Source organism: Paraflavisolibacter caeni (genome assembly GCF_025628885.1).
GTDB lineage: Bacteria > Bacteroidota > Bacteroidia > Chitinophagales > Chitinophagaceae > Flavisolibacter > Flavisolibacter caeni.
Genome location: NZ_JAOTIF010000003.1, coordinates 44,128 through 57,602, shown reverse-complemented (window position 1 = coordinate 57,602; position 13,475 = coordinate 44,128). Strand labels below are relative to the sequence as shown.

The following is a 13,475-nucleotide window of genomic DNA, read 5'->3' as shown; positions in this document are numbered from 1 at the left end:
GCTTAAAAAGTTGTGTTAATAGAAAATGTATACTGGCGTTGGAATGGATAATAAATACCTCTTTCAGCTTTCATAGCTTGCCATTGGAAAATATTATTACCCATCAATCCGATCCTTAAACTTTGTGCATGGATTTTTGCAGCAAATCCCTGTGGCAGAGCATAACTCATAGAAACAGCCGAGCAATTGACAAAATCATTGTCCTGAACAAAACGACTGGTAACATAAGTGGGTGATGTCACCAATCCATCCAGGGAAACCGGCTTAAAAGCTGCCTGGTCCCTTGGCTGTTTCCAACGGCCACCGGCTGCCCGTTCATCTGTATTATATAGCATACTGGCATTTTCCACTTTATCTGCCAACGTTTGGTTATATCCCTCTGCACCCATTTGATAATTGAAATAAATACCCGCAGAAATATTTTTAATGATTACAGAAGTACCAAAAGTCCCTTGCCATTTAGGCGTCATGTCAGCAATCAGTACTTTATCCGCAGCATTCCAGTCAGAAGTTTGAGAGCCATCAGCTTTCACGTACAACTCCTCTCCGGTATTTGCATCGATACCAAGCGAACGAACGGCCCATATACCGCTAAGCGACTGGCCAACAACAAATCTATCCTGGGGTTTTGTCTGGTCTATTTCCATGTCATTGTTGGCTTCATTAAATTGATCTATAAAATTGCTGGTAGCAGCAATCCGGTTTTCATTGTGTAGTCCATTCACACTTATATTCCAGTAAATAGATTTAGGGGTATTGCGGATAAGGGCATAATTCACTGTAAATGCTACACCCTTATTTTCAATCGCACCCAGGTTATCATAATAAGAGAAGCCTTGAAAACCAGTATATGCTGGTGATGTTATTGGCAGTATTAGTTCGCTGGTCTTTTGCCGATATGCATCAACGCGAATGGACAAACGGCTTTGCAATAATTGGGCATCAATGCCAATGTTTTGTTGAAAGGTTTGAGGAGCGCTCAAACTATCATTGGCAAATCCGGTAAGGAAGGCACCCAGTCCAATCCCCCTGGTACCAGTAGTACTGCCAGCCAATATATATTGTTTATCGGTATAATAATTAAACGAAGTACGGCCCAGGTAAGACAGGAAAGAATAATCACCTGTAGTACCAATACTGGCACGCAACCTGAACAGGTCAACCACCTTATTGGTCCTGAAAAACCTTTCCTGGTGCAGGTTCCAACTTGCACCAGCACTCCAGTGTGGCGCTACCTGCTGGTTATTTCCAAATTGAGATGAAGCATCTGCATTCCCTGAAACTTCAGCCTGGTAACGATTATCATAGCTATAAGTCAGGTTGCCAAAGCCAGAGGCTAAGCGGGTAACAACTTTATTAGTTGTTGGACGCTTAGTATCATAACCACTTCCAAAAGCAATATCTGTTAGTTTATCACTGGTAAATCCAGATATTGAAATGCCGGCAGCCTCACTTCCAGTTTGTATAGCCGATCCTCCTGCAGAAACATAGATCTGGTTCAGGCCAATTTTCTTGTTATAATGTAGTCTTAAGGCAGCCTCTGTGCTGGTAAACACACTGTTATTCTGGAAATAATTTCCACGCTTGAAAAAGTTAGCAGGTGAATAATCTGCATATTCTGTATGACCAGGAGGCAGGAATTGATTGATCTGCTCTGCTTGCCTGCTGTAAGCCAGTAATCCATTGATTTTGAATCCATGCCCCATATTCCAGTCAATATTGGTAGTATTTGCAATCCTGGAATAATCTGTGGCATCTTTCGTAGATAAAGTGCCATTATAGGCAGGGTTATAAAAAGGTTTTTTGGTACCCAGGTAGTTAACCTCTTCTAGCAGTTTTGTCATCTTTCCGGTAACTGTATCGTAAGGATTCCAGTATCCATTTTGCCATGTATATTGATCAAAGCTTCCATAAGGCGATTGTGTCGCATTTATATTATAATAGGTCAGGTGATTATTAAATTCAACATTTTTGATCCTGCTACTCATATAGCCGCCAAAGCTGGTGGTCTTCCTAAAAGCTCCTTTCATGGCTCCTTGCACATCGTTATAACTGAAATCTAATCCATAACTCATATTCTCACTGCCACCGTCGAGGGCTAACAAGTGTTTACTGCCAATAGCCTGGCGCAAAGGCAGTTTCAGCCAATCAGTTTGCCCACTTTTATTAACCTGGTTCAAACGGGATTGATATAATTCCGGGGCGTTAGCATAAAAACCATTATCCATTTCAAAGGCCAGCTTCTCCTTTGCGCTCATGATTTGATAGGAAGAAAGATCCGCTTCAGCAACCTGGACCTGACCGCTATAGCTCACCCTCAACTTGCCCTCCTGGGGACGCAACGTTTCAATAAGTATTACCCCTTGCCCACCGCGTACACCATATACTGCAGTGGCCGCAGCATCTTTTAAAATGGTTATTTTTTGAATCCTGTTGATATCAATATCCAGTGCAGAACGCAGGGCAACCTGCACACCATTTACAAAGAAGGCTGGCTGATTGGGGTTTCCAATTTGATCGGCTATAAAATCATTGGAAGATGCATTCACCTGCACACCGGTATTAATTGTGCCCGGCTTAGCTTCAATGGTGGCAGAAGCCGGGAAATGATTTGCACCTTTTAATTTTATACCTGGAGTAATGTTCGGATTGTCACCGTAATTATTATCCCTTGTAACAATTACAGAAGGATCATAAAACTGCAACGCATCTGCAAAGCTCAAAGAGCTGATTTTCCTTAGCTCACTCCCGCTAACCACAGTAGCTGATCCGGAAAAGTGCTCACCCGGTCTTTCATACATACCGTTATTGATAGTTGAAATGGGGGATTTACCTTCTTTTTTCGAAAGATGCAACAGAATCGAAGGCTTTGCAGTCCTCCAATCGGAATAATAACCCGATTTGCTGAAGGAAACAGGGTAAATTGCCTTCACGCTGTCAAACTCGATATATCCATTACGATCTGTGTAACCCTTTTTATTACCGACAGATACATATACGCTATCCAGCGCCCCCCCATCGTTTCTATCCCTGACGGAAATTTTCAGTTTTGCAATTGTCTTCTGTGGAACACTATCTTTTGCCGGTTTCTGAAAAAAGAAACCATTTCCTGCAAAACTTTTATTGCAAAGGCAAAGAGAAAAGCAGAGGAATGACGTCAACAAGGACACGGAGCGAGTCCTGGATAATTGTGTACTAAGTACAATTCTCATAGTGAATACAGTTTTCAATATTTCTTACAGACTTCTTACAGCTTTTTGATTTATTTATTGCTTAGCTAATCCAAAACCTCAACAGCCGGCATTCATTTCCTTTCATAATATGGATGAAAGGCTGCCAGTCAGGGCTGTTCAGATAAAGGCAAGGCTGAAACAAAAAATCAAGACTTTTTAAATGCTTGTTTGGCTAAATGCCTGGGTTCTCGTTTCGTAGATGTATGAGGGACACATTAAGCTCCTAGGACAAAACGCTACCTGCTTTCACATATAAAAACCTGCCTCACAATGTTACTGCGTATCTTCTTCCTCCTTTCAAAGCACACTAAGGGCTTATGTTGTCCCCCTAAATTAGGAAGCGTTTTTCCCTAACTTTTCTAAATTCTTATAAACTTGGCAGTTCTATTGACCAACTATCAAAAACAAAGGACAAGCACTTGTCAGGATAATATGAATTTTCATCCTTCAATTAATACAATCTGTCCAGTTTCATAATAAGATATCGCATCTTTTATAAATTTGAAGTAGAATATAACTTCACTAAAAAATAGAATTTGGCTCTATTTAATCTAAATACCGAATTAACTTGGACGCCTTTTTTGAATAAACGAACTCTTCTTAATTTTTTAGTGCATTGGGCAGTCTGGCTTTTATTGCATTTTATTACTTACATCCCCACTTTTGTTAATAGCTCAAGGATTGTTGGTGAGTACTTTGTTTATGCACACCTGGTAGTTTCTACCATTAGCTTTTTGTTATTTTATATAGTATCCTTTTTAGTAATGCCAGGTATGGCCATGATGCATAAAAGATGGCTCTGGGTGATTGTAACTTCCTTATTGCTGGCTATACTTTTTACATTCCTGAAATTTCGTCTTGATATGTACTGGGCTGAACATGCCTTGCAAAAATTCCCACAGCCAAAATACCATAGGAAAATAGCACATGAGCCCATTGGCTTTTTTAGTTATCGATTCAGAACCTATTTTCAAGTTAATATCTTAAATAATGTATCTATAATTGTGCTCGCTTTCGCTTACCGGCTTGCATTAAGTTGGTACCAGCAGGAGAAGATCAGAAAGGAACTGGAAAATCAGAAATTACGGGCCGAATTGTCTTATTTGAAAATGCAGGTCAATCCCCATTTCCTGTTTAATGCATTAAATAACATTTACTCATTGGCCATTACGGAAGAAAGCCCGAAGACAGGAGACAGCATAATGAAACTGGCAAATCTGATGCGCTATGTGCTGTATGAAAAAGAGGATAATGAAAACAAAGTCAGATTAGACAACGAGATCAAACATATCAATGACTATATAGATTTGGAAAAATTGAGACATGAAGAAGATATTTATCTCAATTTTTCAATCGAAGGAATTACCTACGATAAACGTATAGCACCATTATTACTTTTCCCACTGATTGAAAACGCTTTTAAACACGGCATACTTACCGACCCAAAGAAACCGGTACAGATCGAAATGAAGGTTAATGATCAGTATATGGATTTCTATATTCTGAACTTTAAGAATAATTATCTAAAAGATAAGGATGGCGGCATTGGCATTCCCAATGTGCGTAAGCGGCTGGACTTGCTCTATAAAAACAGTTACAAATTGGATATCAAGGAAACCGAAGATCAATTTTTTGTCAATTTACATTTACCTTTATGAACGAACAAACAAGTGCTGATATGCTAAAATGTATGATAATTGACGACGAGCATTTGGCTATTCAATTGCTGCGGACTCATATCAGCAAGGTATCTTTTTTGGAATTGACCGAAACATATACCAATCCTCTTGAAGCACTACTCAGCATTACAACAAAGCCGGTTGACCTGATTTTCCTCGACATTCAGATGCCTCAGATCACAGGGATACAATTCATGAAACTGTTGCAAAACAGGGCAATGGTGATCATCACATCTGCCTATCAGGAATATGCCATTGAAGGATATGAACATAACGTGGTTGACTATCTGCTGAAACCTGTTTCATTTGAACGCTTTTACAGGGCAGTAGAAAAAGTTTATAACCTGAAAAATCCTACCGCGACCCTTGACAAATCGCAGAAATTTTACCCTGAGACCGGCGGCTATATTTTTGTGAAAGTAGAAACCAAGATGATTAGGGTTGAACTGGATGATATACTCTATATAGAAGGCCTTAAAAATTATGTTTCTATTTTTACCAAAACCCAACGTATTGTCACCCTCCAGGTCATGAAACAACTGGAAGAGATTTTACCCCCCAACCGTTTTGTTAGAATACACAAATCATTTATCGTAGCCTTAGATAAAATCAATTCCATAGAACGGCAACAAATACACATAAAAGACCGGTTGATACCTATTGGTACCACTTACCAGGAACAGTTTTTTAAATTACTCGAAACCAGGAAGGCCTGATCATACATTTTCCATTAAAATCTCCCTCTACGAAAAACACCATTTCCACCCAATCCTCTAAATCCCGGATCAAGTTAAATACTTGACTGAAAACAATAAAACCACCTATTTGCTTCAACACCATCTGCTAAATCCGCAATACCGCTAAACAATCGTCCTTCATCATACAACTATCTTCAATTCCAAGTCCAACGTTCTCTTTCTGCCACACCACCTTCCAGGCTTCCACCTGCTCATAACCCTTCAACCCACCAGCATTCCCCATGAACAATTCCCCCTTCACCACTTTCATATCGGCTATTTCCCTTCTGCCCGTGCTCATCATCCCCCTCACCGCCAGCTGCTTCCTCAGCCACTGCTTATCCCCCTGCCTGCTCATGTACAACCGGATGGCCGCCTGGTAGACATGCTTCCGCTTCTTTCGGGGCAATGTCTTCCTAAATTCCTTCTTCCGCTCCTCATCCCCAATAATCCACCTTGCATACACCACTGCCTCCTTAAACAGATCCCTCCTTACCCTTTGCTGTTCAGAAGCTACAATCCCACTCATATCCGGGTACTTGGTGATCACGATCCTTTTTTTCCACTTCTTTTTCTTGTTCCCCCTATAATGCTTCACCACAAAGCACTTCCCAATCGAGCCCCGGATCATGCCCAACAAGAGTCTAGGTACCTGCTTACCATCCTTGATCACCACCCTTTCTTTACTATTGATATAGACCTGTTTCATTGCTCATCCATTTACCCCCTAAAGCTACTCCACCCCACCCACAACCAAAAACCTTATGGCCGATTTGGCATGAAATGGCAGGAAATGACCGCTTTTGTCCTTTTCACCTCCAGCTTTCAAGTAGGGATCCTTCGTAGATCAAGTATACTTGAAGCATACCATCAGTATACCTAGAGTATGACAACAGTATGCCACCTTCGTTCCTAAACGGTAGTTTATCTACCAATAGCTACCCTACTCCTTCCAGCTTCCTTTATCTGCTGCAGCAATTGCGATAGCTCCTTAACTTTTTCCGGGTAACTTTCTGCCAGGTTTACCTGCTCGCCTATGTCCTTACTGAGATCATATAATTGGGGAACAGGCGCACTACCTGTTTCAATCCCTGTTAATTTATCGAAAGAATGATTACCATTTGGCACAATATATTTCCAATTGTCCTTTACAATAGATAGCGCACCGCCTTGCTGAACCAGCACGCACCTACCCTGCTTTGTTTTTCCCAGCAAAGCATTACTGATGTCATAACTATCGGGTGCGTCAGAAGCTGCAAGGGATTGGCCTAACAACTTTGAAAAAGAAGCCAGCAGGTCAACCTGACAAACCAGCGCGTCGGATACGGAGGGTTGAATAGTACCCGGCCAGCAAACGATCCAGGGCACCCTTGTGCCTCCTTCAAAGGCACTATACTTACCACCCCGCAGTGGACCAGCGGGCAAATGACCGTTTTGCCTGGTAACAGCTTCATCCTGGTAGCCATCATCCAGCACAGGGCCGTTGTCACTACTGAAAATAATCATCGTGTTCTTTGAAATGCCTAACAGTTGTAATTGCTTCATGATCTCTCCAACTGCCCAATCGAGTTGCAGGATCACATCCCCTCTGTAGCCCAATCCACTTTTATCCTTGAAAATAGTAGACGGCATGCGGGGCACATGCGGCTCTGTTAGTGCATAGTAAAGAAAGAAAGGTTTGTTCTTATTCTCCTCTATGAAGTCTTTCGCTTTTTTCAAAAAGGTAAGCGGCACTTCTTCATCAGTCCATCTTGCTTTGGTACCCCCGCTCATATAACCGATACGTCCTATCCCATTAACGATGGTCTGATCATGCCCATGACCAGGCGATGCTTTCATCTTCAAGAGTTCTGGATGGTCTTTGCCGGTTGGATCATTTCCTACCTGCTTACTATAGCTTACCTGGATAGGATCAGTACTATCCAATGCCAATACCCTATGATTTTCCAGGAAAACACTTGGCACGCGGTCGGCTGTGGCCGGGAAAATAAAGGAATAATCAAAACCTACTTCATTAGGTCCAGGCATGATGTCGTTATTCCAGTTCTTTTCCACCGCATCTCCTAAGCCTAGGTGCCACTTGCCTACAATACCGGTTTTATAGCCTGCCTTTTGAAAGAGGTAGGGCAATGTAGTTTTGTCTGTTGGAATGATCAGGGCGGCATCTCCGGGCAGTATGCCTGTGCCCTGTTGGCGCCAGGGATAACTGCCTGTCATTAATGCATAGCGAGAGGGTGTACAAGTTGCAGAAGTAGTATGGCCATTGGTGAAACGAATACCCTGCTTTGCCAGCTTATCCAGGTGAGGCGTGGCAATCTTCGTAGCCCCATAGCAACTCAGGTCTCCATACCCCAGGTCATCCGCGTAAATGAAGATAACATTAGGCTTGGTTTGTCCCCATATGAACAGTGTTCCGAACAAAAGAAAAAACAAAATGCAATACTTTTTCATCAGAAATCCGATATCAAGTGAATAATTATGAATGTAAAACAAGCTCAACACACTTCTATTTTAAATTCCCGCTCAGCTAAATAATCATCACATAAAAAGTTTTCCTTCTACTTTATTATTGCATGCCAGGGAAAACGAACCACTTTTTGAACTATGGTCAGCTTATTTAAGTATACATAAAAATAAATATCACCCCCGTTTAACAATTGCACAATCGTATGCACAAAATTTATTACACAACATATTGAAGAATACGTGGTCCATGGAGTCATTAAAAGCAATACAGGAATTTTAACTAATTCAGTTTTTACTCAGATCATTAAAAGAAAATATTAAAATTAATTGACCTCAGGAAATAGTAAAGTTTTAAATTTTATACCTACAAGAGAAATCGATACTTTTACGCATTATGTTCGAACATATGAACAAAATACCACTTTTAGATCATAATGATGAACGGCCATTACACCGGCAGGCTGAAGAGAAACTTAGATTGCTTGTGAAAAGTCCGGAATACAGAAAAGGGCAGTTGTTTCCTAAGGAAACTGATCTGGCCAAACGTTGGGGCATTTCACGTAACACATTGCGGCAGGCTATTGATAAGCTCGTCAATGAGGGATTGCTGGAAAGAAAAAAGCGAAGCGGAACAAGGGTTACAGATAAAAAAATTTCAACAAACCTCAGTAATTGGGTCAGCTTTACACATGAGATGGAAGACAAAGGCATTCCGTTTCATAACCTTCTATTAAAGGCCGAAATGAAAAAAGCCACAAAATTAGTGGAAGGCTTTTTAGACATCAAAGAAGACACTCAGTTAGTATATCTTCAACGTATACGCAGCACAGGCAAAAATCCAATGGTATATTTCGAATCATGGTTTCACCCACGGATTGGCCTGACAGGAAATGAAGATTTCGAAAAGCCATTATATGAAATGCTGGATGAAGAGTTTCATATTGTGCCCTTGATATCCAGGGAAGAAATACGGGCTATTGCAGCCACACAAAGAATTGCTGATATTTTAAAAATAAAAAAAGGTGAACCTGTTTTAGAACGGAAACGCTTAGTGTTAGATGCTGGCAAACGCCCAATTGAATATAATGTTTGTTACTACAGAAGCGATTGGTTTACCTATAGCATTGAAATTAAAAGAGAGCTTTAACCGAACTCAAAACTGCATTATATATCCTTGAAATAATTAAACATGTCATCAATTAGTAATCAGTATCAAATCGGCATTGATGTAGGCGGGAGCCACATCTCCGGTGCATTGGTGAAAACATCTGAAACAAACAACAGCAATGAATCCATCATTCACAAATCACTTGATTCAAATGCTGACGCAGTTTCAATCGTTCAAACCCTCTGTTCTGTAATCACAGAACTGGCAATAGAAACACAGGAATCTTTATCTGTTGGCATTGCAATGCCTGGCCCTTTCAATTATGTCCAGGGCATTAGTGAAATACATGGTGTAGGTGGAAAGTTTAGCAACTTGTTTGGTTTGAATATGGCAGAAGCATTAAAGACCTTTTCCCTTCTGCCTAAGGATAGTGAAGTACATTTTGTAAATGATGCACATTGTTTTGCAGTTGGAGCTTGCCATCACTTCAAGGCTGAATCAGGAAATGTTATCTGCCTTACATTAGGCACCGGCTTTGGATCTGCATTTATTCAAGATGGCAAATTGATAGAACAACATGATAATATCCCCTCCGCAGGTGCATTTTACTGCGAACGTTTTAAAGATTCAATAGCTGATGACTATTTTTCAACTCGATGGTTCCTGAATACCTACCAGGCTGAAACAGGCAAGACCATATCATCAGTTAAGGAATTGGCACTTCTTGCGGCGCACGACGCAGAAGCTAGAAATATTTTTATTCAATTTGGAGAAAACCTTGCAAACTTCCTGCATCCCTGGCTTGCAAAATTTGAATGTAACATATTGATCATTGGCGGGAATATTGCCAAAGCCTGGAATTTATTTGGCGAAGGCTTCCAAAATACCCTCTCTAATTTATATAACAATACAGAAGTATTGATAGCTGGAGAAACAGAAACACACATTATAACAGGAGCTGCAATACTTGCTAAAGAAAAAACAATACACAATAAACAAATGAATAGCCAATCACTAAGAAAAACTTCTCAGCCTTTACTGCCTGTTCAGAAAACAAGCAACGGACAGACAGAATATGACATTTTTCCTGCGTTCGAGTTATCCAATCAAAAGATTGAAAGAGGGTTTACCTCACTTGCAAAAAGTATGGGATTCCAAAAAACTGTAATCATAGATGGCTACTCCGGGGTACTTTGGAATCACTTCAGGGCACAATTACATGCTGCTTTGGTTGCAGAAGGGATCAAACCTTTATGGTATGATATTACATCATGCCTCAAACCGGAAGATGTTATTGATGAAATGATTGCGGAAAATATGAATGGAAACGATCCGGTTTTTGGCAAACGTTATACGGGCAACCTAATTGATTTCTTTGATATTAATAAACTCTCCCTCCTGCAACAAGATACATCAGCGGATATGTGTATTCTTTATGGCACAGGAGCATCATTGGCCAACTGGGATGGATTATTGATTTATTTGGACGTGCCCAAAAATGAAATTCAATACCGGATGCGTGCCAAAAGCATAACCAATCTAGGCACTACAAAAACTACAGAAAACACCCAGTCTTACAAACGTTTTTATTTTGTTGATTGGCCAGTTTTGAATATACACAAACAGCAATTGCTCCCTTCAATGGATATCATAGTTGACGAACAACGAATAGATGATATTACCTGGATGGCTGGCAACGATTTCAGAAGTGCATTAAACCAAATGTTGCAACAAGCCATAAGAGCAAGGCCTTGGTTTGAAGCCGGTGTCTGGGGCGGACAGTGGATGAAAAAGAAATTGACAGGCCTTAGACAAGATGAAGTGAACTATGCCTGGTCATTTGAATTAATAACCCCCGAAAACGGCATCGTTCTTGAAAATAATAATACTTTGCTCGAAGTATCTTTCGACTTTCTCTTATACTATAATAAAGTAAGTCTATTAGGTAAAGCAGCTGAAAGATTTGGCACAGAGTTCCCGATCCGTTTTGACTTCCTGGATACGTTCGATGGCGGTAATCTTTCCATACAATGCCACCCACGTACCAATTATATTAAAGAAAAATTCGGCGAAAACTTTACACAGGATGAGACCTATTACATTTTGGATTGCGCAGATGATGCAAAAGTATACTTGGGTTTTCAGGATGACATTGAACCTTCTAAATTTAAATCAGCGCTGATAAACGCCCAGAAAAACAACGAGGAAATCAAAGTTGAAGAATATGTGCAGTCTTTCACTGCTCAAAAACACGACTTATTCTTAATACCCAACGGTACTGTTCATGCTTCAGGTAAAAATAACTTAGTGCTTGAAATAAGCAGTACGCCGTACATCTTTACTTTTAAGATGTACGACTGGCTTCGCTTAGACCTGAACGGCCAACCAAGACCTATAAATATCGAGCATGCCTTTAACAATTTATACTTTGACCGTAAAGGCGACTATGTCAGCTCAAACCTGATCTCCCACCCTAAAGTAATTAAAGAATGGAATGAAGGCAGAGTAGTCAAACTTCCTACCCATCCGGAACATTTCTATACCGTAGACAGGTACGAGTTTACAAATGATACAACCATTAAGACCAATGGACAATGCCATTGTTGCATGTTGGTAGAAGGCGAAGAAATTGAAGTAATAGTTAATGGCAAAACAACTGTCTTCAAATACGCTGAGACATTTATTATCCCTGCATCAGTTCAGGAATACAAAGTACTCAATCAAAAGGGAGGAAAAGCATATTTGCTGGTAGCGTATGTAAAAAATGAATCTTGTACATCTAATCAAAACTAATATGCAAAATACCTCAAGTGTAAACACACGCTTTCTGGCTTTAATTACCATAACCGCAACCCTGGGAGGCTTTTTATTCGGTTTTGATACAGCTGTTATCTCAGGCACAATTGCTTCTGTTAAACAACAGTACAATTTGAGTGCGCTTATGGAAGGGTGGTATGTAAGCTCTGCTTTGCTGGGCTCTATTGCTGGTGTAGCCATAAGTGGTTGGCTGGGCGATCGTTGGGGGCGTAAAAAGGTCATGCTTTTATCAGCCCTGTTATTTGGCATTTCTGCCATTGGCTGCGCATTTGCACCGGACGCGTTCTTTTTAATTGTCTTCAGATTGATTGGGGGACTGGGAATTGGAGTAGCGTCCGTTATCTGTCCGATGTATATAGCCGAACTTGCTCCTTCTCATATCAGGGGTAAACTGGTAACATATTACCAGTTGGCAATTACCATTGGCATCCTTCTGGCATATTTTTCAAATGCAACCATCCAGTCTTATGCTCATAATAGTAGCAATTCACATATTGACTGGCAGCAATTATTATTTCATCAGGAGTTTTGGCGGGGCATGTTTGCTGCAGGTATCATCCCGGCACTCATTTTCGTTGTAATGATTGCCTTTATTCCTGAAAGCCCGCGATGGCTGGCAATGAAGAAAAGAACAGATGAAGCAAAACAGGTATTAACTAAGATTCTCAACGCACAACAAGCAAACACTGAAATCAATGGGATTCAAGCTTCTCTGCAAAGTGAGACAACAGAGACCAATAAATGGAGCGTCTTTAATGGAAACATGAAAAAACCAATCTTTATTGGAATTCTTCTTGCTGCCTTATCCCAGTTTAGTGGCATCAATGCAATTATTTATTACGGGCCTTCTATTTTAGAAAAAGCAGGTTTTCAATTAGGCGAGGCGTTGGGTGGTCAGGTAACCATAGGTATTGTAAATACACTGTTTACTTTTGTTGCAATCTACATGATTGATAAAAAAGGCAGGAAACCCCTGTTACAATGGGGAATAGGCGGTGCAGTATTATCATTATTGCTGGCTGCCTTGTTTTTTGCACTAAATATTACATCTCAATTGGTATTGGTACCTATTGTATTGTTCATAGCATGTTTCGCCTTTTCTTTTGGCCCAGTAACCTGGGTTGTGATTACTGAAATCTTCCCTACAAAAATGCGGGGCGAAGCTGTAGCCATTTCAACAATTAGCTTATGGATCGCTAATTGGGTCGTAGGACAATTCTTCCCATTAATGTTGCACAATGTGGGAGCATCAATTACTTTCCTGGTTTTTGCATTATTCAGTTTATATGCATTCTACCTTTCATGGAAAAAAATCCCTGAAACAAAAGGTAAAACTCTGGAAGAAATAGAGCTTTTCTGGAAGAATAATAAATAATACTTAGTGCATCATTTCTTTCAGATTTCACTAAAAATATAAAGCCCGCTAAATAAGCGG

General features: G+C 40.4%; 8 protein-coding genes. 5 read left to right on the top strand and 3 right to left on the bottom strand.

Translation table 11 applies throughout. The features are described 5' to 3' along the window. Positions 1-2: 2 nt before the first annotated feature. Positions 3-3,212 (bottom strand): SusC/RagA family TonB-linked outer membrane protein, encoded by a 3,210-nt coding sequence (locus OCK74_RS06755; protein ID WP_279296255.1) that lies wholly within the window; start codon positions 3,210-3,212, stop codon positions 3-5. 602 nt (positions 3,213-3,814) lie between these two features. On the opposite strand from OCK74_RS06755, the gene OCK74_RS06750 reads away from it, so the two are divergent. Both OCK74_RS06750 and OCK74_RS06745 read left to right on the top strand, forming a co-directional pair. Continuing rightward, entirely contained in the window at positions 3,815-4,891 is a 1,077-nt protein-coding gene (locus tag OCK74_RS06750) for a sensor histidine kinase (protein WP_279296254.1), read from the top strand. Continuing rightward, the gene (locus OCK74_RS06745) at positions 4,888-5,628 is read left to right on the top strand and encodes a LytR/AlgR family response regulator transcription factor (protein ID WP_279296253.1); all 741 of its coding nucleotides are present in this window, start codon (positions 4,888-4,890) and stop codon (positions 5,626-5,628) included. Before OCK74_RS06750 ends, OCK74_RS06745 begins: the two co-directional genes overlap by 4 nt. A gap of 127 nt (positions 5,629-5,755) precedes the next feature. Here the strand turns inward: OCK74_RS06745 and OCK74_RS06740 are convergent, their stop codons facing one another. Next, a complete protein-coding gene (locus tag OCK74_RS06740) occupies positions 5,756-6,358 on the bottom strand; it encodes a hypothetical protein (protein ID WP_279296252.1) in 603 nt (200 codons plus the stop codon). A gap of 215 nt (positions 6,359-6,573) precedes the next feature. Continuing rightward, positions 6,574-8,100, bottom strand: a complete 1,527-nt coding sequence (locus OCK74_RS06735; RefSeq protein ID WP_279296251.1) for a sulfatase family protein — start codon at positions 8,098-8,100, stop codon at positions 6,574-6,576. A gap of 421 nt (positions 8,101-8,521) precedes the next feature. On the opposite strand from OCK74_RS06735, the gene OCK74_RS06730 reads away from it, so the two are divergent. From OCK74_RS06730 to OCK74_RS06720, 3 genes are read left to right on the top strand one after another with little or no spacing between them, the layout of a single operon-like run. Further along, a complete protein-coding gene (locus tag OCK74_RS06730) occupies positions 8,522-9,262 on the top strand; it encodes a GntR family transcriptional regulator (protein ID WP_279296250.1) in 741 nt (246 codons plus the stop codon). 42 nt (positions 9,263-9,304) lie between these two features. Then, positions 9,305-12,016, top strand: coding sequence for an ROK family protein (locus OCK74_RS06725; RefSeq protein WP_279296249.1), 2,712 nt, complete (start codon positions 9,305-9,307; stop codon positions 12,014-12,016). Position 12,017: 1 nt separating this feature from the next. Then, the gene (locus OCK74_RS06720; RefSeq protein WP_279296248.1) at positions 12,018-13,415 is read left to right on the top strand and encodes a sugar porter family MFS transporter; all 1,398 of its coding nucleotides are present in this window, start codon (positions 12,018-12,020) and stop codon (positions 13,413-13,415) included. Positions 13,416-13,475 lie beyond the last annotated feature (60 nt).